Origin of the sequence: Allomuricauda sp. MMSF_3307 (assembly GCF_030733585.1) — a bacterium.
In the GTDB taxonomy this organism is placed as follows: Bacteria; Bacteroidota; Bacteroidia; order Flavobacteriales; family Flavobacteriaceae; genus Flagellimonas.
The window spans coordinates 358,620-384,666 of the sequence record NZ_JASHIQ010000005.1 but is presented as its reverse complement, the minus strand read 5'-3'; the positions used below and the strand labels follow the sequence as shown (position 1 = coordinate 384,666).

Here is a 26,047-nt window from a genome sequence, read left to right as displayed (position 1 = left end):
AAAGCATCCTCTGAATCTGGAGTGCCGTCGTTGTCATCATCGTCATCGGTATTGTCACCTGTTCCGTCACCATCGGTATCGGTATCCTCGGAAGCATCCTTCGGGAAAGCATCTTCGGTATCCGGAGTACCATCGTTGTCATCATCATCATCGGCATTGTCGCCTGTTCCGTCACCATCGGTATCGGTATCCTCGGAAGCATCCTTGGGGAAAGCATCTTCGGTATCCGGAGTACCATCGTTGTCATCATCATCATCGGCATTGTCGCCTGTTCCGTCACCATCGGTGTCGGTATCCTCGGAAGCATCCTTCGGGAAGGCATCCTCTGTATCGGGTGTACCGTCGTTATCGTCGTCGTCGTCCAAATCATCTGGTATTCCATCACCATCCATGTCCTGCGAAGCGTTGATACTTGCGGTATAGCTGGAAGCACTAACCGCGTCATCGTTGTCTTTTACTTTGAAAGCGAAGGAGCTATAACCATCTCCATATTCGCCATTCGCAGTGGTATACGTCAACAGGGAGATGTCATCGATCATGTCGTTGATCTGCACTGCTGAACCATTGTACTCCAAGGTTCCTTTTGCGGGCAACGATATTACTTGGATACCATTAAAGGAATCACTGGGGTCCACATCGGTAAAAGTAAAGTCTGTTGCCGTAAAGGTGTAGGCGGCATCCTGAATCACTTCCACGGTGCTATTGGCCCCTGATGGAACATCGTTCACATTGGTGATGTTCAAGGTTGCCGTCACGGTCTGCGAAAAGGAAACCGCATCCTCAAAATTATAGGTAAAGCTGTCCGTTGCCGATTCGTCACCGTTGTGCTCATAAGTAAAGGTTCCATCTGGATTAAAGGTAAATGCTGCTGCATGGGAAGGATTGGTAATGATGTGGTACACCAAATCATCTCCGTCGATTTCCACATCGTTGGTGGATACGTCATCGTTTAAGGTGGCATTTTCATCCAAATTGAAGCTATCGTCATTGGCTACTGGCGCGTCGTCCTCTGGCAAAATAGAAAGCGTAATATTTGCTGTCACTTTCTGTCCTTGGTCATCCAACTCGTAGGTTACCGTATCGGTACCATTTTCATTGGCATTTGGTGTATAGATCACCTGATTGCTGCCATTCACCACGGCGTTACCTTTGGTTCCTTGTGCGGTTATGGTCACCGTTGGGGTAGCGCCCATATCGTACACATCGTTGTAGAGCACATCGATGGGGTCCGACACGGTATCCTCGTCCAAAATGGCCAAATCATCATCAGCACTAACCACTAAGGTTACATTGTACGGACCAAATGTTGCGGTTCCCACATTTCCTGCATTGTCTTTTACTTCGGCGTGGATATACCAGCCTGTGCCCCCTGTGTTGAAGGAAGTGGTCTTGGACTGACTATTGCTCCAAGAACTCCACGAAGCATGGTCGGTTGCAGGCGCAGAGGCACTTTGGATTTTGGCAAATCGCTGCACGTCAAAGCCACTACCTCCATTTTCATCTTGGAACACCAATTGAATGTCTGTATCGGTATCCAAGTTTCCGCTTGTGGGGTTGGCCGTTATGGTCGGGTCGGTATTATCGTCCACAATGGTCAGGGTACGATAAAAAGGTTCCGACCAAACCCCTGTATTGGTCTGTGTCCGTAGACTTATAATATAATCCGCTGATAGGTTGTTGTAGGCCGAAAAATCGGTCATGGGCGTACCAGCATTATAAATTTGGGTGTCAGAAGGATTTCCATCGGTATCATAGGTGCGTTGGGTAACGATCCATTCCTGCACGGATAGGGTTCTTCCGTAGGGGTCTACGGAGTTATCCACAATTCCAATGGTCATATTGCCCGTATAGGTATTGATCAAATCGGGTTGGATGTTGAACTGCGCAATGGGCAAATCCGTTGCTCCACCCGAACTGGCTGTTTTTTCCACGTAGATACTGGTTGGGCTACTCCAAGTACCTTGATGGTCCTGAACCCTTAGCATCACCAAATATTCTCCATCGGGAACTGCATTTTTATCAAATTGTCCAATCGTCCAATCGTTGGTAGAGCCTGCGTCTACTGCCTTCCATTTCCATTCGGATTGGTTGATTCCGTTATTGGCACCGCCATCCAAATCGTATGAGGTGTTGTTGATGAATCCGGTATCTGCGCTATAGGTAAAACTGGCCACTGGTTTTCTGTGAAAGAATAGGGTAGTGGGCGCTGTTGGCAAATCCTCAAATGTGAAGGAGTATTTACCGGGTTTTTCGTAGAATTCCGGCACATCTTCCAAATACAATCCATCCCAGGATACTTTTCCGGTGTTGTTGGCAAAATGGGTCTCATCGTGGGTGATTTTCCATCGTCCGGAGGGATAACTGGCATTTGCTGTGTTCGATTTTAACTGGGCGGGGTCCACATCGATTTCTACCGAGGTACCCGCAATAAAGAATTCCCCTGCGGTGACCGTTCCAAATTGATACTGATCGTAAATGTATTGAGACATTTCGTCCATCCAGGTCGACCAGCTTCCGGCATCCCGGTTGATAAAGGTACCCTGAGTGTTGTTCTGCTGGATAAAGCGCTCAAACTGTGCTTGGTTGGCATTGGTTCCCCATCCGATATAGTGAATATCCTCGTTGATGGTACGCATCAAGATTTCCGAAAGGTCTTGGTCGCTATCGAAATCGGCCACTTCAATATCATCCAAGTTGACGTTAAAGCGAAGTGCACTGTTTCTCCACTGTGGCTCACGAAGTACATCCTTAAAGGCTCTTAACTCCAATTTTTCGATATTGATATCCTTGAAATAGGCATTTTGTTGCTCATGGACATAAAATCCGTAACTGCCTGAAGGAAATGAGGTGTCGGTGATGTCAAAAGATTGAATCCAGTCGTTACCAGCGTTGCCGCCACCACCTCTACGGGAGATCTTAATGTTGTCGCCCGACATTTCTATTTTAAAATCTATTTTTTGGCCATTGTAGAAGGCGGCGAACATATCGGCCCTATTCGCATCCCATCCGTAGGGAGCCGAGCCGGAACGTCCGCTATTGGTGTTTACGGCCAAAATGGTGGTAACCCCGTTTTCTCTTTTTAAGATGGCCTCAGCCGGGAATCCGTCACCGTTGGCATAGTTCATCAAATTTCCACAATAGGTATGGTTATCGATGATGTATGCATAAAAGTTTTGATTGTCCTTCTTTCTAAAAATAAACCCAACTTCTGCGTGGGTGTATGGAGAACCGGAAAGTCCGAAGGTGGCCGATATGGTTCCATCGGCTACATCTCCAGTCGGGTCGTACATCGCATAGCCGTAACCGTTGTATCTGTTTACGAAATCTGCAATGATTTGATTGGTTCCCGAATCGAAGGAAAAATAATCTCCCGTGTAGGAGGAGTGGACAGGAGGTTCCGTCCCGTTAAAGTTCATTTTGTTCCAGCTGTTAAAAATGTCGCTGGCATCTGCTTGATCGGAAGAAATGGAACTCCGCTGGAAGGCTTCAACCCTTAGTTTGCCCAGTGGGATTCCTTTAGCGTACATGGCCTGCTCCAAATCGTCCTCAAAAGTGGAAAGGTCCAAATTTGCCGATCCAACAGTGACCATTACGTCCACATTTGGACCCTGTTGCACTGTCATATCTACCGTTTGCGCCTGAATGGTGCCACAAAGCAGAAAAAGGGTGAAAAGTGTTAGTGAGGTTTGTAAAAAATGTTTCATGGTTGGTTGTTCTAGTTAAGTATTGAACTATGGATTGGCTGGTTCATCGTCGTATGGTCAAAATCCAAGCTGCTTTCCAAAACGGAACTACAGTTGGTGGGAACCCCGATATTGAAATAGGAGCGTTCGCTGATCTGTTTTAAAAGCGCAAGACCTTCTGGATTGGATCCGAGATTGCAGTCATATACCAAAAGCTGGAAATTGGTTCCCTGATAAAGGCCCTCCAGCATGGAAAATTCAAACTCTTGTTCTACTTGTTGGCCATCATAGGTTATCCCGCCAAGTTCAAAGGCATTGTAGGTGGCATTAACGAACAAGTGAATGGTTTGTATCGAACTGTTTTGCTGAACATATTCCCGGATGGTTTTCCAGGGATTATCTTCTCCGTTGATTTCCAAAAAGTGGCTATTGGATGGGAGTCTGTTCAGGACATCCTGTTTTTGGGCATATTGGGAATCCATAACTACCAATTCATTGGTTTGGGCTTTGGAAACTCCAATTACCACAAGGGTTAACAGCAAAAAGCTTAATAAAGTTTTTAGGTTGATGACTGTTTTCATGGGTTTATTGAGTTTAGGTTTTCGTACATAGTTTTAGGGTTCAAGTTTTGTTTGAAAGTGGACATGAATCGTCCTGGCCGCGATTTGCAGCTAGTTTTTCGCCCGTGTCTGTAGCATTGGCTACATCACGTCATTTTTAAAAAACATCGAGAATGATCAATCGGAATAGTAGTGCTATATCATATTGGTCGGGAACTTTTATTTGAAATTCATTTCTTATTATTTCTTACAAAAAAGAATCAACAGTTGTAATCTATTTCTGATTTACATTTTAAGAAACGGGGGTGTATATGCCTTATTTCAAAAAAAAGATCACCAAATTGATAAAAATCAATTTTTCCGTATTTTCTTACATATATTGAGAGGTATATTATTGAAATACAGCTGCAGTACTCCTGTAAGAAAACCCAATTTTCTTAAAGAGTAACAGAATTTTGTTCCATTTGGTAATGGATCGTTGGAGCAAATGCTCCGGTGAAAGGGTCTTTTTAGCTTACCTCTTTCATGAGCCTTGACAAGGTTTCCGGTCTCATGGCCAAGTACGATGCCAAGTGTTTCCTTGGAATACGCTCCACAATCTCTGGTTTTATCTTTTCCATGAAAAAGGCCAAGCGTTTACGTGCATTGGGTATGCGTGCCAAGTAAACCCGGTGTTCCGCCAAAATGTAGTATTCTTCCATTAGAATCCGGTTGATGTGCCGCATTTCTGGAAAATGGTTCAGGCAGTATTTGTAGTCCTCGTATTCAAGGTAATCGCAATAGGTGTGCTCCAAACTTTGGATGTATTCCTGACTTTCTTGGTTTCGGAAAAAACCGGTAATAGAGGTAAATACTTCGTTCTCCGAATCGATCCATGTAGTGATTTCCGTGGATTCGCTCACAAAATAGCCGCGGACCATTCCCTTTTTGATGAGATATAACCGATTGCATACTTCGCCCGCTTTACTGATCAATTCGTTTTTTTGAAAGGAGCAGCTTTTGATCTTGTCTATCAAATACGCTTTGAGGCTTGGACTGATGGGATAAATGGAATTGAGAAAGAAAACAATGTAAAGGTTTTTTTCGGAACTCTCTTTGGCAGGCATTTAGTTATTGGTTTGGTTATCGTTTGTATTCTGTTTCAAAAGTAATACATCGTCTTGAATAGTAATATTATCATTGGGTCCCACAAGGTTCCATCCTATCAAGATTTGTGTTTAAAGGGATGTTCCCATGGCCCCCGATAGTCCCTTTTCAAAAGAGCAGTGGCCTCGGCATCTTCCACAACGACCCGCTGCTCTGGATGATAAACCAGAGGGCGCTCCAGTTCCATGGCCAGATTGGCCAAAATACAACTGGCCGTGGAAATATGTCCCTGTTCCACATCGGCAACAGGCAATCTATCGCTTTCTATGGCATCCAATAGATCTAGCATATGTGCTCTTGTGGCAGGTGCCGTATGTAATTCTATATCTTTTTCTTTGAGATCTTCAGGATATTTTTCCCGTTCGTACACCACATCTTTTTGTATGGTCTTGCCATCTCCGTGGGGTATAAATTCATATTTGAAGACACTTCCTTTAAAGGTGCCTTTTTCTCCATAAATAAAAAAGGCCCACGGATATTCAGGATCAGCTGGAGTTCCCCAACTTCGATGTTGCCATACACAATTGAGTTCGTCAAATTCGAAGATAGCGGTCTGTGTATCGGGCGTATTGGCTATGGAATCCTTTTGCACATAAATGCCACCTGTGGAGCTTATTTTTTTGGGCCACCCCAGTCCAAGCATCCAACGCACGGTATCCAGCATATGAACGCACATATCACCAACAATACCGTTGCCGTATTCCATAAAGGCACGCCATTTTCTGTGCGGAAGCCCAAAATAGGGTCGTAAGGGGGCAGGTCCGGACCACAGGTCATAATCAAAATAATCAGGTATTTGTTGTGGTGGAGGATTGCCGTTCCAGCGCATATGGTAGTAGCAGCACATTTCCACATGGGATATTTTTCCCAATAGCCCGGCATCGATGATATTTTTTTTGCCCTCGATCAAGTGTGGGGTGCTTCGGCGTTGGGTACCGATCTGAACTTTTCGGCCCAACCTTCTGGCCGTATCCAAAATGGCTTCGCCTTCCATGACATCCAAACTGATGGGCTTTTGGAGATACAAATGGGCGCCGGACTCCATGGCTTCGATAGCCTGAAGGGCATGCCAATGATCGGGCGACCCGATCAGTACAATATCCAGATTTTTTTCCGCTAACATTTTTCTGTAATCCTGGTAGAGTTTTGGTCTTTTACCGGAATTTTGTCGGAGGGATACCAAAGTTGCCGCTTCTTCCAGTTGTTTTTGGTCCACATCGCACAAAGAAACTACCTCCACGTTGGCGACTTGCATCAGTCTGAACAAATCGCTCTTGCCATACCATCCCGTGCCAATGAGCCCCACCTTCCACTTTTTTGGGGCATATAGCATATCCATACCGTAGGTTCCCATTGATGAAAGGGCCAAAGCGGCACTGGTGCTTTTGATGAAATTTCTACGATTTAGGTATCTATTTTCGGTTTTCATGGACTTAGGGTCGTAGTTTGCCATTAGGTTGGCAGTATTGGTTGGGTTGCTATGGGTTTAAATCAGTTTTGGAGTTGGTTCAATGTTTTTGTGCTTTTTCCTCGTCAAAGCTGTACAGATATGGTGCCTTGTTCGCCGCTCCTGTGTACAGTTTTTCGTGCCTTTTTAAAATTCCCATGCTCAATATTTTGCGTTGAAAGGTGGTTCGTCGTAACTTCTCGTTCAAAATGGCTTCGTACACCTTGCGAAGTTCTTTCATGGTAAACTTTTCGGGCAGGAGATTAAGGCCAATCGGTTTTTTGCCCAGATCATTGCGAATGGCTTCCAAGGCCTTGTCCACAATTTCCTGATGGTCCATCATCAACTTGGGAAGCTTATTGATACTATACCAATTGATGGAATCCGAATATCTATTGGGCGCTGGCTGTACCTGATTGTAATCGATGAGCGAATAATAGCCCACCGTGATGAACCTTTCAAGTACCCAATGATCATTTGGCATTTCTATCCCCAACGCGCGGGCAATCTCTTTGGTGGTTTCAGGGTCGGACCGATGAAGCCTGCCAAAAGTGTGAAACTGCTCCAAATGGATCTTGGTCAAACCGGTTCGTTTCATCACCCCTGTTTTTACGGCATCGAGCAAATCCTGATCTCTCCTGATGTAACCACCGGGCAAGGCAAACTTTCCAGAATTTTGATACTCAAGTACCAAAATCTTTAATTCTTCGCCCGTAAAACCAAAGATTACGGTATCAAAAGAAACATTGGCCAAATATTTATCCTCTGAGGGCAACATAGTGTTAACATTGCAAAATGTACATCAAAAAAAATTAATTCTGAAAAAATCAAGCCTTTATTGTAGCAATTTGATACAATATAAGGTGGGGACTATGGAAATCAGTTTGGGGAAAACCATTCATTTTCCTTACCACTACACCCAACAAACTATTTGAAACAAGTCAGAAAACTAAGAAAGTTTTGGCTCTGTGATGGTGTTTGGATGATTTGCTAGGAATGAACCTTACCGTATAATCCTACAACATGAACATGTGTAATCAATTTTAACATTTGGATTTGTATCAGAAGGAGGGAAAAAGTTGTAACAATCCAAAGGGTTTTTGTTGAAAATTTATATCGGTGCTCCAGACGAAGTGGAGTGGGCATTTTATGAGTATGGCCGCGACCTTAGGCGTATTAACGTTTTATTAGGATTCACATATTGACAATACGGATAAGTCAATTTTAGCGATATGAATATTTAATGTTAAAATATTGTCAATTATAAAATTTTAACTATTATTGTTCATGATTGAGACAATACCATGATCGCAATCATACAAATTAACTAAACTAAATAGACTATCTATGAATCAAAACAGATGTAAAGTTTTGACAAAGTTGTCTTATGGCCTAAAGGCTTTTCAGACATTCTTCTTGTCAATGACAATGATGTTTGTGGGTGTGTCTGCATTTGCAGCGTCCCCAGACTTGGATGAAGCTACTTCACCCCCCTACCAATTGACCATTACGGGTACCGTTGTGGATGACATGGGAGCTCCTTTACCTGGTACCAACGTTATTGTTAAGGGTACCACCAACGGGACGCAGACCGATTTTGACGGAAATTACACCATTACCGCGCCTTCTGACGCTACATTGGTTTTTTCCTATGTAGGTTTTAAAACCTTGGAAGTTCCAGTAAACGGGAATTCTGTTGTGGATGTGACCATGGTAGAGGATGCCGCTGCATTGGACGAGGTGGTAGTGACCGGTTATGGTACTCAGACCCGAGGTGATTTGACCGGTGCCGTTGCATCAGTAGATGTTTCCGAAGCCGTAAAGCAACCTTTGGTAAACGTTGCCGAGGCCTTGGAAGGTCGTGCAACGGGTGTTAGTATCACAAACGCGGGTAACCCAGGTGCCGCGCCCATCGTCCGTATTCGCGGTTTGGGAACGCCCAACAACAACAACCCATTATATATTATTGATGGGGCACAAACTCAGGACCCCAACATTTTGAACACCATTAACCCACAGGATATCGCACAGATCAACGTGTTGAAGGATGGTGCGGCTTCTATCTATGGTGCTAGGGCTTCCAATGGTGTTATCATTGTAACCACAAAAAGTGGTAACTACAATCAAAACAAACTATCCATCAATGTAGATGTGTCCACAGGTTTTTCCAGGGCCAATCGTTTGCCGGATATTTTGAATGCATCTCAGTTAGGTGATGTTATCTTTGAGAGTTTGACCAATGATGCGATTCGTAATGGGACAGATCCAGCAGCGATCAGACACCCACAGTATTTTCCAAACGGTGGTCAACCTCAGGTGCCTAACCAATTGTTGGGCGTGAGTTTCTTAGGGACTGGAGAAGAAGTGGTTGCCCCTGTTAGACCAGGAGGAACCAATTGGTTGGATGAGATTTTTAGAAGTGCACCCACCCAAAACATTTCAGCGACCTTCTCCAACGGTAATGAAAATTCCAAGTTTTCTGCCACTTTCGGTTATTTGAACCGTGAGGGTATTCAGTTGGAAACCGGATTTGAAAGAGGTCAAATACGTTTGAACTCAGAATTCAAAATTGGGAAACGCTTGACCATTGGTGAACACTTAAACGCTTCGTACAGTAATACGCAAAACGTAGGTGGTAACCAAACCCAATTGGCATTGCGACTAAGTCCATTGGTACCAGTTCGTGATAACTTGGGCCGTTTTGCTGGAGCATATGCCAATCCAAATGGTTTGTCAAACGCCTCTAACCCAGTGGCCAACTTAACTCGTGATGCGGATGACTTTTTTAGGGAAACCCGTTTGATCGGTGACGTTTATGCCAGTTATGCCATCACCGATAACTTGACCTTAAAGACCAGTATTGGTGGAAACATCAGTATTTTCAGTCAAAGAGACTTCTTGGCACTGGATCCAGAATCTGCGGAGCCAAGGTCGACCAACACATTGACCGAGAGAAACCAACAAACACAAAGCTGGATTTGGACCAATACCTTGAACTATGTCAAAAACTTTGGCGATCATAGCATCAATGCGTTGATCGGTTTGGAAGCTGTTGAAAATACAGGAAAGAGCCTTCAGGTTTCTGCCACAGGATTCCTTTTTGAAACTCCTGACTTTTACCTGTTGGATAATGCCTCTGGATCACCCATCGTGAACCCAGGTAATACCTTCGATTTTGTAAATACACTATCCTCTGTCTTTGGTTCGGTGAACTATTCGTACTCTGACAAGTACTTGGTGAGCGCTACCTTAAGACGTGACCGTTCCTCAAGATTCTTGGGAGACAATCAGAGTGGTTACTTCCCTGCATTTAGCGGTGGTTGGGTTGTGAGCAACGAAGACTTCTTCCCAAGCACTGGATTGGTCAACCGATTGAAGTTGAAAGCCTCTTGGGGTCTTTTGGGTAACCAAGAGTTGCCAGTGGATAACCCAGGTATCAACATCAATAACCTGAACAACGTAGTTGCCGATTACGTTTTCGATGGAGGTACCAACCTCAGATCTGGAGCAGTATTGTCAGGCGTTGGTAACCCTAACATTCAATGGGAAACCAGTGAAACCTTTAACGTAGGTGCGGAATTGGGCTTTTTTGATAACGCCTTGGCACTTTCCTTGGAATACTACAAGATTACTACAAAGGATTTGATCGTTGCTGACGAAACTGTAATCAGTGATACAGCTATCGATGCCGGTGCACCATATGTGAACCGTGGTAATGTGGAGAACTCTGGTATCGATTTGAACGTTTCCTATTCAGGAGCGGTTGGCAGAGACTTCAACTTCGGCGTAGACTTTAATATGTCCACTGTTTCCAACGAGGTGACCAGTTTGGAAGGTTTCCTTATTGGACAATCCTTTAGGGGTGGACCGATTACAAGAACTGAGCAAGGACAACCGATTTCTTCTTTCTACGGTCGTGTAGCGGACGGTATTTACCGAAGTGAAGCCGAGGTGTCCGCCGGACCTGACCAAGGTTTTGCCTCTCCAGCAGCTGGTGTAGGTAGAATCCGTTATGTAGATTTGAACGATGACGGTGTTATCAATGATGATGACCGTACTTATATTGGTAATCCAACGCCAGACGTAAACTTTGGTCTGAATTTGAGCGCCAACTACAAAAATTGGGATTTCAGCGTATTCTTTAGTGGTGTTGCAGGTAACGATATCTACAACTTTGACAAGATCTATACCGACTTCCCAACGTTCCCTGACGGAAATAGGAGCACTAGGGTTTTGGATGCCTTTAACCCGACCACAAACCCTAACGGATCACAACCCGGATTGAGCTATACCATCTTGAATGGCGAGACCAATTCAAGTTCATGGTTCGTTGAGGATGGTTCTTTTGTTCGATTGAAAAACTTGGTGGTTGGATACACCTTGCCAAGCCAATTGACCGATAAGTGGGGCGTTGCAAGTTTGCGTGTCTATGCGAATGCCAGTAACTTGTTTACGATTACAGGCTACGACGGTATCGATCCCGAAATTCTACCCCCAAGTGGTGCCAACTCAGCGTTTACCCTTGGTGTGGATGAGAACACCTTTCCTGTACCGCAGATATTTTTGTTAGGAGTAAATTTAAAATTGTAAAAAGATGAAAAAGAAGTTTATTTATTTAATGGCAATTCTCTCTGTCACCTTTTCGTGTGGAGACGAATTTTCAGATACGCCCGCAATTGGGGCTTTAAGTGACGACGCTTTGGCCAATCCACAAGGGGTAGACCTCTTGTTGACAGGTGCCTATGGTATGCTGGACGGATGGCGAAGCAACAATAAAGGAAATCAGTTTGCTGTTGGTGGCGATAACTGGTGGTGTGATGTTATCTCTGATGACGCCCACAAGGGAAGTACCGACGGTGACCAGATTGAGTTATATCAAATTGAAACCTTTGACTGGCAAACGGCCAACGATTACTTCCGTGCCAAGTTTACAGCACTTTACGCTGGTGTAAACCGTGCCAACGCCGTACTTTCGGTAATCAATGGTATCGACAGGGATGCCTTGTTGCCAGCAGATGCAGCAGCGATTACTGGACAAGAGGCGGAAGCCCGTTTCTTGAGAGGTCACTACTATTTTGAGTTGACCAAAATGTACGGTAATGTTTCCATTGTAAGTGTGGAAAACTATGAAGCGTTGGAATTCAACCAGCCTAATAGTGGTCCAGCTTGGGAGCAAATAGAATCAGATTTTCAGTTTGCCATTGAAAATTTGCCAGCTACAAGAGCAGAGCAGCCTGATCCAGGAAGGCCAACGGCATTTGTGGCACGCGCCTACATGGGTAAAGCACACCTATATCAAGGAGATTGGGCAAATGCTTTAACAGAGCTCAACGCTGTGATCAACAGTGGGGAGTTTGCTTTGAACACCGAATATTTGGATAATTTCAATGCTGCCGGTGAAAATGGACCTGAGTCCGTCTTTGCGATTCAGTATGCAGCCGATACAGGTCAGTCCTTCAATGGAAACATTGGAGGAACCTTGAACTTCCCCGGTGGTGGACCATTTGGTTCTTGCTGTGGATTTTATCAGCCAACCATTGATTTAGCCAATGCTTTCCAAGTGGATGCCAATGGACTACCACTTTTTGATACTTATAACGATGATGATTTCAAAAATGATTATGGTATCAACAGTGATGAGCCCTTTGAACCAGATACAACCACACCAGTTGATCCTAGATTGGATTACACCGTAGGAAGACGTGGCATCGACTACAACGGTTTTGGTGAGCACATTGGAAAAGAATGGATTCGTGCAGGATTCAATGATATTTCTGGACCATACCTTCCTAAAAAGAATGTGTATCAGGCCGAGGAGTTGGCAACCAATCAAGGTGCTGGTGCATGGGGTCAGCAGCATTCCGGTATCAACTACAACATTATCCGATATGCCGATGTTCTTTTGATGGCTGCCGAAGCTGCGGTAGAAACAGGAGACTTGGCCACAGCGTTGAACTACGTAAACCAAGTTCGTGAAAGAGCAGCCAACACATCCGTGGTTCAAGCCGTTGATGGTGGAGGCCCAGCTGCCAATTACCAAGTTGGTTTGTACCCTTCTTTCCCAGATGCCAACTTTGCCCGTGAGGCCGTTCGCTTCGAAAGAAGAGTGGAGTTGGGTATGGAAGGACACCGTTTGTTCGACCTAAGAAGATGGGATGTAGCAGACCAAGTAATTTCAGAATATGTGACCAATGAAACCCGTACCATTGACAATTTTGGTCCAAAAATGAATGCATATCAGCCTCAGTTTGATTTGATGCCGATACCATTGACCTCAATTGATTTGAGTGGTGGAATTTTGACACAGAACCCTGGATACTAATAATATTAGTCTGAGTTAGTTTAATTCAATTTAATTCGAGTGAATAGGTTGCCAATGAATTTTGGCAACCTATTTTAATTAGGGACCCACCCAAGTGTTAATAATCGATTAATAGTGAACTAATAAACGATTACCATTTTGTGCTGACCAAAACTCTTTTTACATTCTATTTTCAATCAATCTGCAAATATTCTCGACACCAATGTTCAAAAAAACCGTTTTAGCTGCACTCCTTACCGCTGTGGTGATATCTTGCTCCGATAAGAAGGATACTCTATTCTCCAAGATCTCATCCGACCATTCCGGGATTACGTTCAATAATCAAATCGTGGAAACGGACAGTTTCAATATCCTCACCAGTGAGTATATCTTTAATGGAGGAGGAGTTGCTGTTGGTGATTTTAACAACGACGATAAGCCCGATCTCTTTTTTACCGGCAATCAAGTACCCAACAAACTGTACCTCAATCAAGGAAATTTTGAATTTACCGATGTTACCGAGGCCGCTGGCGTTGCAGCAGCGGATAAATGGAAAACGGGCGTCGCTGTAATCGACATCAATAATGATGACCTTCTGGACATCTATATCTGTGCCGCCATGTACGAAAGTCCAGAAGAAAAGGCCAATATACTCTTTGTGAATCAAGGGGTGGACGACGAGGGCGTTCCCATTTTTAAGGAAATGGCTAAGGAGTTTGGCATTGCGGATACCTCCAATAGCATGAATGCAGCTTTTTTGGATTATAATAATGATGGGTATTTGGATCTCTATGTGCTCAACAATGTGGATATCCACATATTGCCGTCCAATTATCGGGAGAAAATCACTGATGGTTCCTCGTTGAGCAATGATCGACTCTTTCGCAACAATGGGGATAATACCTTTACCGATGTAACCATGGAAGCCGGCATAACCATCGAAGGCTATGGTCTTGGAGTGGCCATTTCTGATCTGAATTACGACGGATGGCCGGATATTTATGTAAGCAATGACTATTTGAGCAACGATATTCTCTACATCAACAATGGGGATGGTACTTTTACCGATAAAATAAGTGACTATGTAAAGCACCAAAGTAAATTCTCCATGGGTTCTGATGTGGCGGATTTCAACAATGACGGCTATCTCGATATCCTCACGCTCGATATGTTGGCCGAAACCAATTACCGCCTCAAAACAACCGTCAAGGCCACAAATTACAACGATTACCAGATGAACGATCGTTATGGCTATGACTATCAGTACATGCGGAATATGCTCCAAATGGGACAAGGTCCCAATATGCCCTACAGCGAAATAGGCCTAATGGCGGGCATCGCAAAGACCGATTGGAGCTGGTCACCACTCTTTGTGGATGCCGATAATGACGGTCAAAAAGATGTATTGATAACCAACGGTTTTCCCAGGGATATTACCGACCTAGATTTTGGGGATTTCAATTTCAATGTTCAAAGATATCTGAGTACCGCCCAAATTTTGGATTCCATTCCCGTGGTAAAAATTCCAAATTATGCTTACCGAAATGAAGGAAATGGCCAATTTAAGGACGTGGGCGAGGAATGGGGCCTAAGCATACCCTCTTTCTCCAATGGAGCGGCCTTTGTTGATTTGGATTCCGACGGGGACCTGGACTATGTGGTGAACAACATTAACGACGAGGCTTTCTTGTTCCGTAATAATCTGGAAAGTAAAAAAACAACGGATAACAATTACCTTCAGTTGGATATTAAAGGTCCAAAATCCAATAAATCAGGATTGGGTACCAAGGTGGCCATTCGATTTGCCGATGGAACCTTTCAATATTATGAACATCAACTCAACAGGGGCTACTTGTCCACGGTACACAGCTTGGCACATTTTGGATTGGGGCCAAAAACCGATATACAGTCGGTAGAAGTGGTATGGCCCGATGGAAAGCATCAGATTATCAAGGATGTTGCAGCCAATCAAAAACTACTGGTGGATTATCAACAGGCCAAAGACCTGAACGGGCAGCAACTTGCTTTCCCCTTGGCTCCCAAATCAACCCATCCAGTGTACAAGGAAGTCTCAGGGCAGATTGGAGTGGATTATGTACATGAGGAAACCGATAAGGCCGATTTCTATCTTCAGCCCACGCTTCCGCATAAATTAACGCAAAACGGCCCACGCTTGGCAAAAGGTGATATCAACGGCGATGGCTTCGAGGACTTCATTATTGGAAGTTCCTCCGGGCATTCCCCCATGATCTATCTACAGGATGCCCAAGGTCACTTTACGGCAAGTGAACTGTTCCAAGACGATGAGAGCAAAAAATATGAGGAAACCAGTATCACCCTGTTTGATTTGGAAAATGATGGAGATTTGGATATCTACATGGTTTCCGGGAGCAATGAGTTCGATATGGACTCCCCCTATTACCAAGATTACCTGATGATCAACAACGGGAACGGAAATTTTGAAAAGGCATCAGATCAGATACCCGAAATAAAGTCCAGTGGTTCCGTGGTGGAAGCCGAGGATTTTGATGGCGATGGTTATGTAGATCTTTTTGTGGGTGCCCGCACACCCTTTGCGCAATACCCGAAGTCCGACCAATGCTATTTGTTGAAAAACGAGAAAGGCAAACTGGTGGATGTTACCGAAACCTACAACAAAGACCTGCGCAAGCCCGGTATGATTACCGATGCCAAATGGACCGATATCAATAATGACAATCGAAAGGATTTAGTCTTGGTCGGCGAGTTTATGCCGGTGACCGTATTTGTAAATCAAGGCAAAACTTTCGAAAAAATGCAACAAACCGGGATGCAACAATTTTCGGGGTGGTGGGAGTGTGTATTGGCCCAAGACTTTGATAATGATGGCGACGTGGATTTAATTGCGGGTAACCTGGGCAAGAACAATTTGTATCAACCCTCGCAGGAACGCCCAGTGACCATGTTGGCCAAGGATTTTGATAACAACGGTGCCGTGGACCCAGTCATGTTCGCTTATTTTAAAAGTGATTTTGACGATACAGGATTCAAGCCGTATCCCGTTAATTTTTGGGGCGATTTAATGAGCCAGAGCCCCATGTTCCGAAAAAAGTTCAATTATTACAGGGAGTTCGCCACTACCACCAAAAGCGAACTGTTTACACCAGAAGAATTGGAAGGTGCCGATGAGTTGGTGGCGAATCACGATGAAACCACATACTTCGAAAATGATGGCAACGGCCAATTTACCATGGGCAAATTGCCATGGCAAACGCAGTCGGCGCCTATCAAATGTATGATAACTACCAGCTCGGATAACGCAGTGGCAGATGTGCTTATGATTGGAAACGACTTTGGCAATGAAGCCTTTATTGGACGGTATGATGCCTTCAATGGTGGAATATTGCAGGCGGATGACCAAGGCGGTTTCACTTTTAAAAATGCGGAAGAAAGCGGCTTTAAAGTGACCGGGGATGCCAAGGATATGGTACAGGTAGCAAATGCAAATGGAGGAAACCCTTATATCGTCGTCACACAAAATAGGGGAAGGGCATTGGTGTTTACCAAAACCGACTAATGTTTGGCTAGGCCAAAGAGATAAGAAAACTTGATTTTAGATAAAGAAAAAAGGTTTGTTCAATTCGAGAACAAACCTTTTTTATGGGTTTACTTAGCGAGTCCTGCTTGTGAGAGCGTGATCAATAAAGCCAATTGAATGGATTCGTCGCCGGGCTCATCGTTCAGGAACCATTCATGCAAGGAATGCGCACCGCCTCCTTGGCCACCACGTCCAATACAAATGGCAGGGATACCCTGGGCCACTGGAATATTAATATTGGTAGAACCGCGCCCTAAACTGGGTTTTACTCCAAAATGTTGGGTAGCCGCCATGGCTCTTTGTATCAGGGGAAGCGTTGCGGGCAATTCACCGGAAGGCCTATCCCCAATCTTGATGAGCTCGTAGGTGACCTCATCCCGAATACCGCTTTCATTGTATTCTTTTATGGCCTTTTCTACGGATTGTTTAAAAACAATCTCTATTTCGTCTAGGTTCTTTGGGTCAATGGCCCGCATGTCAACTTCCATCCACGACTCAAACGGAATGGAATTCACCGAAGTTCCGCCCCCGATCCGGCCCACGTTAAAACTGGTTTTGGGGCTATGCGTGGAGGTGTATTCCCAAGCGGTTTTGGAAAATTCATCGATGGCCTTGCCCAGGGCGTGATGCGGATTGGCCAAGCCAAAAGCGCCCCAAGAATGACCTCCAGGCCCCTTGACCATTAATTTGTAACGCTTGGAGCCCAGCCCCGCATTGCTGATCCGTCCCATGCTTCCACCATCGATGGCAATCCAGGCATCGATGTCCAACCCCGATTCGTTGAACATATACTTCATGCCACGCAGGTCTCCCAGTCCTTCCTCACCTACGGTTCCTACAATAAGCAAATCTTTTTCGGTTTTGATTTCTGCCTTGTTCATGGCTTTGAGCATACTGATCAGCATGGCCAAGCCTCGGGTATCGTCCCCGATTCCAGGAGCTTTAAGGGTGTCTCCAACTTTTTTTACGGTCACATCCGTGCCTTCCGGAAAAACCACGTCCAAATGCGCATCCACCCCAATATAACCCGATGCCCCAGAAACACCTTTTCGCAATCCGATGACATTGCCCACCTTATCTGTCCAAATACTGTCCACACCTGCTTCCTCCAACATCTGGGCAAACACTTTACCTCGCTCTGTTTCCATAAAAGGCGGTGCCAAAATCTCTGTTAAGGTGATCAAATCCTGAGTGGTTTCATCCTTTTGTGATTTGATATATCCAAAAGCCTTTTCCACTTTCTTGTTTTTGGCCAATCGGTCTACTTCTTTGGTATATTTTTTTTCAATTTCCTGAGCCGTCATGGTCATGGAAAATAGGCCGAGGCCACAGGTAAGGACACATAGTAATTTATTCATAGTCAAATAGTTTGTGGGTTGATATATGTTTCAAATGTGAGAGCTGAAGTCTCTTTCGTTCTGAGCTTGCCAAATGCTTGCTGTAGCCTTAGGGTCACTGCACCAACCTGTTCTCCGTTAAAATACACATGATTCCCAAGCTTTGCAATGGCAGCCACCTGTGTAGTGGTACCCGTAAAGAAGGCTTCGTCCATTTGTTCAATTTCATTTTCGGTCACGGCTCGTTCCAACACAGGAATTCCCAGCTCATGGCAGAGCTGTAGTACAATCATTCGGGTAACACCATTCAGGATGTGTTCATTGGCCGGGTGGGTAATCACTGTCCCGTCCTTTACGAAAAAGATATTGGTATGGGAACCTTCGGTGATAACCCCGTCCCGAACCAAGGCGGCCTCATCGGCACCATCGTTCATGGCGGCCTCATTGGCCATAATGTTTCCCAACAACGAAACGGATTTGATATCACAACGGTGCCATCGGACATCGGGTACCAAAATAGCGTTCATTTTGTTGGGGTTGACCTTGGGCAATGCGTAGGGTAGTGCATACATCATCACACTGGGAGTTGCTTCCTTTGGATACGCATGTTTTCGGGCAGCAATACCCCGGGTTACCTGCATGTAGATCAAACAAGACTTATCCACCAGTCCAGAGGCTCGGAGCAAGGGTTCCAGATTGCGCTCAACTTCTTTCACGTTAAAGGCAATATGGATTTTATTTAAATTATTTTGTAATCGGTCGAGATGTGCTTTTTTGTAAAAAATGCCGTTTTCCAACTGCATCATAACTTCGTAAATACCATCCCCAAACAAAAACCCACGGTCAAATACCGATATTCGCGCTTCTTCGGATGAATGGATTTCACCATTGATAAATACTTTGGGAGGAAACTTTCCTTGGGGCAGCATAGTTTTGCAGCTTTACGTAAAAAGGTTGATGTTCAAAAACTGTGAAGTTAACCGTTATTCCCCTTAACTGAAAATTTAGTGTCAAAGTTTGATAGAGGGCTTTTGGAGTTGACCACCGATGACATCCAATTGGAATAATGGGTATTTGTCTGGAAGGTTTTCATTTTTGTTCACTTTTCCCGTACTTCACCAAAAAAGAGCGCTTATGATCATTTTTGTGGATATGGACGAGGTTATCGCAGATGCCTATCAAGCCCATATCGATATTTATAACCAAGAGTTTGATGCCCAATTTACAGCCGAAGAATGCATGGGCAGGGAGTTTTGGCAATGTGTCCCGCAGGAGCATCAACCATCTGTGAGAGACCATACACACCGGGATGGCTTTTTCAAAAATTTGAAAGTCATCGATGGCAGTCAGGACGTGTTGGAAGCATTGAGCAAAAAGCACGAAGTCTACATCGCATCCGCGGCGATGGAGTTTCCACAATCGCTTCGGGAAAAATCCGATTGGTTGGACCAATTCTTTCCCTTTATCCCATGGCAAAATCGAATATTGTGCGGGAACAAGCATGTGCTCAAAGGCGATGTGCTCATCGATGACCGAAGCAAAAATCTGGGCTTTTTTGATGGCCGGTCCATTATGTTCACTTCGCCCCACAACACCGAGGTCAAAACCTTTGAGCGAGCGGATACTTGGCGCGATATCGCCGATAAACTTTTGTAACTTGTGAACGCAATGGGGAATAAATTGGGAAAGCTTTTACTTTTGGTTGGTTTGATAATGTTTCAGGCCTGTGCTGCCCAATCCCATTTGGTGGCCGATGAGCTAGAAACCGTAACCAAGGAGAATTTAAAATACTATCTGTACTATCCCGAACATTATTTTGATTCGGAGGAAACCTTTGGACTGTTGCTTTTTCTTCACGGAGGTGGTGAATCGGGTAGGGCACTGGAGGAAATAAAGGATACAGGTCCGCCAAAAATGCTGGCCGAAGGCAAGCAATTTCCATTTTTGATACTGGCCCCGCAAAATTCCCACGCCAAAAAATGGTGGAATACCGAGGCGGTCATTCAATTGCTCGATTCCGTTACAGGGATGAACCGAGTCGATAAAAACAGAATATATGTATCAGGGCTGAGCAGGGGAGGAAGCGCTGCTTGGGAGCTTGCTACGCAATATCCGGATAAGTTTGCCGCCATGGCCGTGGTTTGTGGGATGACACCTTTGCCCTATGCACACTGGATAGACCAAGAAATGCCCATTTGGGTTTTCCATGGTGATCAAGACGATGTCATTGGTGTGGAAGAGTCCGATAAAATGGTGGCTAAATTGCGTGACATGGGGCACGACGTCCGATACACCAGATATAAAGGCGTGGGGCACAATGCTTGGGACCGGGCCTATACCACGGACTCACTGTATACTTGGCTTGCAAATCAAAAACGAAAGCATTAAGAAAGATGAAATATTCCTTACTTGTATTACTACTTGGACTGATAGTTTGCTGTCGGTCTAAACACAAAACCGAGGTGGAAAAGCCTCAAGCTGCACCGGAAATCAAAATGGATTCGGTTGCTGCGGACACGGTTGTAGGTAAAGCACCTGTTTTAAAAACCTTCGAAGGACTTGCCGATACCACGTTTGTTCGCTTGGCCGATTTTAGTGCTGATTTTGCCTACGACATGCGATATGCCACGGAAAACAATTTTTTAAAGGCCAAAGTCTACGATTGTGCCGAATGTTATACCCGTGTAAAGACCGCCAAGGCTTTGATTGCAGCCAATGCCGATTTTATGGAGCAAGGGGTCAAGATCAAGTTCTTTGATTGCTATCGTCCCAATTCGGTACAGTACAAAATGTGGGAAATTGTCCCCAATCCGCAGTATGTCGCAAATCCTGACAAAGGTTCCATCCATAATAAAGGCGGTGCGGTGGATATTACCTTGGTGGATATGGAGGGTAACGAACTGGACATGGGTACTGATTTTGACTACTTCGGAAAGCGGGCCTATCACGATAATATGGACTTGCCCCAAGAAATTCTAGACAACCGAAAATTGTTAAAAGAGACCATGGAAGACCACGGATTTTGGTCCATCAGAACCGAGTGGTGGCACTACAACCTCTCGGCCGCGTCCAATGATAGAGTGGCCAATTTTAAATGGGAGTGTGAAGACTGATCTTCCCCAACAAGGAAACCGTTCCAGAATTAGCTCACTATGCGAAATCAATCGGCAACTTTTGTGCAATCCACCACGATCAATGAATCGTTCAAGGTTTTGGTGAAAAAAATATAGCGATTCCCACCATCCTTGATTTTGTGCTTTTTTCGCAGCTCAGCCACCGACTGTGGAAAGTTTCGCGTAGTAACATTGGCCTTGTCGATATGAAGGGATTTCATTGCCTTTTTGGAATAAGGCACCACGCTTTCAATTTTGAACCTTCTTCCCGGAAACTCCATGAGGGATTTGGAGGTATACAAATGGGAGTGGGGATGCAATTTATAAACCCCATATGCCTTGCCCACGCTTTTGAATCCCCCTGATTTCAGAACAGCTGCATTGGGTTCGTATAGATAAGTGGAGGGTTTCTCATATGCGATGGTGCGCACTGCTTCATCTTCCCAAATAAAATCAAAGGATTCGGTATGATCGGGCTGTATGTTTCTGGTCTTGATATGAACCCGACCCTCATATCCTTTTTCCAGTACAAAGAGCAGTTCCTTCACCTCGTTCTGTACAGCGACCACATGGACTTCTTTTACGGATTCCAAGGTCTCAATAGCTTGTTTGATGTCCAATAAGGGTGACGTCTTCATTAAAAGGTGCGAGGCCCTTTCAAAGAAAAGAGGCAAATGTTTGGAAACATCAGGATGACAATCTTGCAACAAAAACACTTTCCCTTTGGCATCATCCCTACGCGATGGATCTATATAAATCCATTCGAATCCTTGCTTTGAATTTTGCAGAAAAGTGATGCCATCCTCAGGTTGACAGGCAATATGCTCCTGCTCTAAAACCTTGAAATTATGAGAGGCGATTTCGCTTAGTTCTTGATTGATTTCACAGTGGAAAACCTCAGGAATTTGTTGTGCAAAAAAGTAGGTGTCCACCCCCAATCCTCCGGTAAGGTCTATGAGCGATTTCCCACTTACCAATTGCGATTTGTATCGAGCCGTAATCTCAGAGCTTGTTTGTTCGATATGGAGCTTTATGGGGTAGTAGATTCCTCTTTTTTCAAACCAGGTTGGGAGCTTGTCCTTGCACTTTTTTTTGGCTTCGATCTGTTGGGCCAATTCTTTTTGGGAAACCCCTTCAAAAACAGGTTTCGCCAACAGAACTGTCAGGATGTCAGTTGTCAAATTATTATCGATATAATCCTGTATACCAGTATTTAAGATAAGTTCATTCAAACTTTTGCTATAAATTTTTGGTCAACTTCTTCACAAAAGAATTTTCGGCCAAAAACTCCTTCAAAATCACCTTTATGGCGGTATATCCCGGCACAGCGACCACCATTCCCACGACCCCAAAAAGCAATCCTGCGATGATAATGATCAAGAAGATTTCCAAGGGGTGCGACTTTACGCTTTTGGAAAAAATAAAGGGTTGTGAAAAGAAATTATCGATGAGTTGGCCAATGGTCAAACCAATAAAAACATAAAGTGCTTTGGGCAAAATCACGGTGCTGAAATCCGCATCGATAAAACTGGTCATGGTTAGGATAATCATGGTGACCCCTCCGATGATGGGACCGATGTATGGAATGATGTTGAACAGGGCACAAAGAAAAGCGATCACTATCGCGTTTTCCACACCCACGATAAATAATGAAATCGTATAGATCACAAAGAGGATGAACAATTGTAAAAGGATGCCTGCGAAATATCGGGAAAGCAAATTGTTTATTTTGTCGATGGAGCTCACCAAATTACTTTCCTTGTCATTGGGCACAAAGGTCAGGATACCATTTTGCATCAGTTTGCTGTCCTTCAAAAAGAAAAAAGTAATGAACAGCACAGAGAAAAGGCCAACACTAAAATTGCTCAATGTATTTACGATGGTATTCAAAAAATTGGGAATAAAGCCCAAATCGAGACCTTGTAGCATATTTTCCTCGATTTTGGATTCGTCCAAAAGGTTGTTTACGCTGCCTGTGGAGGCTCCAAAATACTCCAGAGTTTGGATGTAGAGCGTGTTCAAGTCTGCTTTCAGGGCCTCAATGTCCAACAGCGATAGGTTTTTGCTCTGCTCGGCCACCAAGGGAATAAATAAAGCAAGTATCCCCAAGAACAGGGAAAGCATCAATACCATGGTCACCACTACCGCCAAGGTGTTGGGGAATTTGAGTTTTCTGCGTAGGAAAAGCACTATGGGTCTGCCCAATAGCGCAAGCACGGCTGCAATGGCCAAATAGACTAATACGGATTGGATTTTGTAGAAAAACCATCCGACGAGGACAACGCCTACTATGATTGCAACTGCCCGTAATATTCCGTTTGCGATAATCTTTGCGTTCATTGCTTAGCTTTTAAAGGCGTATTCCATAATATTGGCGCCCATTTGTAGCGCTTTGATTCGGATGTCTTCCGGGTCGTTGTGTACGGCGGGATCCTCCCAACCATCCCCTAAATCACACTCATAGGTGTAGAGCAATATGAGCCTTCCTTTTTCAAAAATGCCAAAGGCCTGTGGTCGCTTGCCATCGTGTTCATGGATTTTGGGCAACCCTTCGGGAAACTTGAACTTTTGATTGAAGATGGGGTGGTCCGAACCCAGTTCCTCCAAAGGCTTTTCGGGAAACACTTTTTCCAGTTCCCGACGCAAATAGGGTTCCATGCCGTAATTATCATCAATATGAAGAAAACCGCCCGAGAGCAAGTAGGTACGCAAATTTTGGACTTCTTCATCATTGAAAAAAACATTCCCGTGTCCGGTCATGTGCAAATAAGGGTATTTGAAAATGGAGACACTTGCCACTTCCACGGTTTCCGGTTCGGCGTCGATTTTGGTATCGATATGGGTGTTGCAAAATGCAATCAAATTGGGCAGGGCCGTAGGGTTGGAATACCAATCACCGCCACCTCCATATTTTAGGATGGCCACTTGCTGCGCGTATGCTAAGGATAGCATGCAGCAAAAGAGCAAGCATATCAAAAATGTTCGTTTGTTCATGTACTAATGATTGACCTTACCTTCAAAAATAACGTATTCCTTTGTAATATGGATGATGTGAAGTATCAGTTGTTGATGATGGCCACGGTGGTACAGGCCACAATGGCGGCCGTCTCTGTCCGTAACCTGTTCCTGCCCAGGGATACTGGAATATATCCCTTTTCTTTGGAAAGATCAATTTCCCCTTTCGAGAAATCCCCTTCGGGGCCTATGAGAATGGTTAGGTCGTTATCAGCGATAACACGTCGTTTCAATTCCATTTTATCCCCATTTTGGCAATGGGCAATAAATCTGTAACCGAGGGTTTCGTTGGATTCCAAAAACTCCCTACAGGATATGGGTGGGTTTATTTTGGGCAGTATGGTTTGCAAGGACTGTTTCATGGCCGCTTGCAATACTCGCTCCATTCGTTCCAATTTGAGCGTCTTGCGTTCGGAATGGTCGCAAATAATTGGGGTGATCTCATCCACCCCGATTTCTGTCACTTTTTCCAGGAACCATTCGTAACGGTCGTTCATCTTTGTCGGGGCCACCGCCAAGTGCAAATGGTACCGCTTTGGAATCGATTTTTGTTGTGAAATGATTTCTGCCCGGCATTTTTTTTGGTCAGCATCCAAGATCTTGGCCTCAAATAAGTATCCCTTTCCGTTGGTAATGTGCAGCACGTCCCCTTCGGATTTCCGTAACACCTTTACAATGTGTTTGCTCTCGTCGGGCGGAAAAGTAAACTGTTTGGCACTATTGTCCAAGGTGGCATTGTAAAAAAGCTGCATAGCAAAGGTTTTATAAATTAACCGCCGATGGCATATCTTGCCTTGGCGGCGATGCTCTGGTCGGTAAAGGTGCCTTTTTCATATTTAAGGTAACCTACAATACCGATCATGGCTGCATTGTCCGTGCAATACTCAAATTTAGGGATAAAGGTGCTCCATCCCAACTTTTCTTCGGCATCCTTCAATCTTTGCCGTATGCCAGAGTTGGCCGCCACGCCACCTCCTATGGCCACTTGGCGTATACCTGTCTGGTCCACTGCCATTTGGAGCTTATCCATCAAAATTTCCAGAATGGTATACTGGACCGATGCGCAGATATCTTTGATATTTTTGGAAACAAAATCAGCATCTTTTTGGGTCTCCCGTTGTAAAAAGTAGAGAATACTTGTTTTGAGTCCACTAAAGCTAAAATTCAATCCGTCTACTTTGGGTTTGGGGAACTCAAAGGCGTGCGGATTGCCCAGTTGGGCATATTTGTCTATCAGCGGCCCACCGGGATAGGGGAGCCCCATTAATTTGGCACTTTTGTCGAAAGCCTCTCCCACGGCGTCATCCAAGGTTTCTCCCAGTACCTCCATGTTAAAGTGGTCGACGACCTTTACGATTTGGGTGTGCCCACCGCTAATGGTCATGGCCAAAAAGGGGAACGAAGGCGTTCGTTGGTCGCCATTGTCTATAAAATGTGCCAGGATATGCGCTTCCATGTGGTTTACCTCGATCAAAGGGACGTCCAGGCCCAAGGCCAGAGATTTGGCAAAGGAGGTTCCGACCAATAAAGAACCCATAAGTCCCGGACCTCTTGTAAAAGCTATGGCAGATAGTTGTTTTTTGTCGATATTTGCCTTGGCCAAGGCTTGGTGGACCACGGGAACGATATTTTGTTGATGCGCCCTTGAAGCCAACTCTGGGACAACACCTCCATATTGCTTGTGGATTTCCTGTGTAGCCACTACATTACTGAGTACTTTTTTGTTGCAAAGTACGGCAGCCGATGTATCATCACAGGATGATTCGATGGAAAGAATATATTTTTTTGATTTCTCCACAGGTTTTGGAACAAAAATTGGTCATCAAAGGTAAAACATAAAAACCCTATCAAAAAACTTCGAAAAATAC

18 protein-coding genes are annotated in these 26,047 nt (G+C 44.6%); 6 read left to right on the top strand and 12 right to left on the bottom strand.

From position 1 onward, the window contains the following. The 5 genes from RBB12_RS14105 to RBB12_RS14085 all read right to left on the bottom strand — a co-directional run. Positions 1 to 3,704, bottom strand: a 3,704-nt coding sequence (locus RBB12_RS14105; protein ID WP_306031027.1) for an Ig-like domain-containing protein, incomplete at its 3' end; no start/stop codon positions are given. Positions 3,705 to 3,715: 11 nt separating this feature from the next. Further along, the gene (locus RBB12_RS14100) at positions 3,716 to 4,264 is read right to left on the bottom strand and encodes a DUF4347 domain-containing protein (RefSeq protein WP_306013821.1); all 549 of its coding nucleotides are present in this window, start codon (positions 4,262 to 4,264) and stop codon (positions 3,716 to 3,718) included. A 488-nt stretch (positions 4,265 to 4,752) separates the two neighbouring features. Next, entirely contained in the window at positions 4,753 to 5,349 is a 597-nt protein-coding gene (locus RBB12_RS14095; protein WP_179384752.1) for a Crp/Fnr family transcriptional regulator, read from the bottom strand. A 98-nt stretch (positions 5,350 to 5,447) separates the two neighbouring features. Then, a complete protein-coding gene (locus tag RBB12_RS14090; protein WP_306013822.1) occupies positions 5,448 to 6,842 on the bottom strand; it encodes a Gfo/Idh/MocA family protein in 1,395 nt (464 codons plus the stop codon). Between the two features lie 55 nt (positions 6,843 to 6,897). Then, the gene (locus RBB12_RS14085; RefSeq protein WP_306013823.1) at positions 6,898 to 7,614 is read right to left on the bottom strand and encodes an NUDIX hydrolase; all 717 of its coding nucleotides are present in this window, start codon (positions 7,612 to 7,614) and stop codon (positions 6,898 to 6,900) included. A 644-nt stretch (positions 7,615 to 8,258) separates the two neighbouring features. On the opposite strand from RBB12_RS14085, the gene RBB12_RS14080 reads away from it, so the two are divergent. The 3 genes from RBB12_RS14080 to RBB12_RS14070 all read left to right on the top strand — a co-directional run bounded on the left by RBB12_RS14080 (position 8,259) and on the right by RBB12_RS14070 (position 16,693). Then, positions 8,259 to 11,426 (top strand): TonB-dependent receptor, encoded by a 3,168-nt coding sequence (locus RBB12_RS14080; protein ID WP_306026660.1) that lies wholly within the window; start codon positions 8,259 to 8,261, stop codon positions 11,424 to 11,426. Between the two features lie 4 nt (positions 11,427 to 11,430). Then, complete coding sequence (locus tag RBB12_RS14075; RefSeq protein WP_306013825.1) at positions 11,431 to 13,158, top strand: RagB/SusD family nutrient uptake outer membrane protein; 1,728 nt, start codon at positions 11,431 to 11,433, stop codon at positions 13,156 to 13,158. Between the two features lie 202 nt (positions 13,159 to 13,360). After that, positions 13,361 to 16,693, top strand: a complete 3,333-nt coding sequence (locus RBB12_RS14070) for a VCBS repeat-containing protein (protein WP_306013826.1) — start codon at positions 13,361 to 13,363, stop codon at positions 16,691 to 16,693. A gap of 89 nt (positions 16,694 to 16,782) precedes the next feature. Here RBB12_RS14070 and RBB12_RS14065 read toward each other — a convergent pair whose 3' ends face one another. Further along, positions 16,783 to 18,072, bottom strand: coding sequence for a M20/M25/M40 family metallo-hydrolase (locus RBB12_RS14065; protein WP_306013827.1), 1,290 nt, complete (start codon positions 18,070 to 18,072; stop codon positions 16,783 to 16,785). Between the two features lie 2 nt (positions 18,073 to 18,074). Further along, entirely contained in the window at positions 18,075 to 18,980 is a 906-nt protein-coding gene (locus tag RBB12_RS14060) for an aminotransferase class IV (protein ID WP_306013829.1), read from the bottom strand. A gap of 205 nt (positions 18,981 to 19,185) precedes the next feature. Between RBB12_RS14060 and RBB12_RS14055 the strand changes: the two genes are divergently transcribed. From RBB12_RS14055 to RBB12_RS14045, 3 genes are read left to right on the top strand one after another with little or no spacing between them, the layout of a single operon-like run. Beyond that, positions 19,186 to 19,707 (top strand): 5' nucleotidase, NT5C type, encoded by a 522-nt coding sequence (locus RBB12_RS14055; protein ID WP_306013830.1) that lies wholly within the window; start codon positions 19,186 to 19,188, stop codon positions 19,705 to 19,707. A gap of 12 nt (positions 19,708 to 19,719) precedes the next feature. Next, positions 19,720 to 20,439 (top strand): prolyl oligopeptidase family serine peptidase, encoded by a 720-nt coding sequence (locus RBB12_RS14050; RefSeq protein WP_306013831.1) that lies wholly within the window; start codon positions 19,720 to 19,722, stop codon positions 20,437 to 20,439. Between the two features lie 5 nt (positions 20,440 to 20,444). Then, on the top strand, positions 20,445 to 21,164 hold the full coding sequence (locus tag RBB12_RS14045) for a M15 family metallopeptidase (RefSeq protein WP_306013832.1): 720 nt from the start codon (positions 20,445 to 20,447) through the stop codon (positions 21,162 to 21,164). Between the two features lie 47 nt (positions 21,165 to 21,211). Here the strand turns inward: RBB12_RS14045 and RBB12_RS14040 are convergent, their stop codons facing one another. The 5 genes from RBB12_RS14040 to tsaD form a co-directional block, all read right to left on the bottom strand. After that, positions 21,212 to 22,396, bottom strand: a complete 1,185-nt coding sequence (locus tag RBB12_RS14040) for a THUMP-like domain-containing protein (RefSeq protein ID WP_306013833.1) — start codon at positions 22,394 to 22,396, stop codon at positions 21,212 to 21,214. A 7-nt stretch (positions 22,397 to 22,403) separates the two neighbouring features. Then, the gene (locus RBB12_RS14035; protein ID WP_306013834.1) at positions 22,404 to 23,504 is read right to left on the bottom strand and encodes an AI-2E family transporter; all 1,101 of its coding nucleotides are present in this window, start codon (positions 23,502 to 23,504) and stop codon (positions 22,404 to 22,406) included. Between the two features lie 3 nt (positions 23,505 to 23,507). Then, a complete protein-coding gene (locus RBB12_RS14030; RefSeq protein WP_306013835.1) occupies positions 23,508 to 24,158 on the bottom strand; it encodes a DUF4159 domain-containing protein in 651 nt (216 codons plus the stop codon). A gap of 65 nt (positions 24,159 to 24,223) precedes the next feature. Beyond that, complete coding sequence (locus RBB12_RS14025) at positions 24,224 to 24,931, bottom strand: 16S rRNA (uracil(1498)-N(3))-methyltransferase (RefSeq protein ID WP_306013836.1); 708 nt, start codon at positions 24,929 to 24,931, stop codon at positions 24,224 to 24,226. 17 nt (positions 24,932 to 24,948) lie between these two features. Then, positions 24,949 to 25,977, bottom strand: a complete 1,029-nt coding sequence (gene tsaD, locus RBB12_RS14020) for a tRNA (adenosine(37)-N6)-threonylcarbamoyltransferase complex transferase subunit TsaD (protein ID WP_306013837.1) — start codon at positions 25,975 to 25,977, stop codon at positions 24,949 to 24,951. Between the last annotated feature and the right edge of the window lie 70 nt (positions 25,978 to 26,047).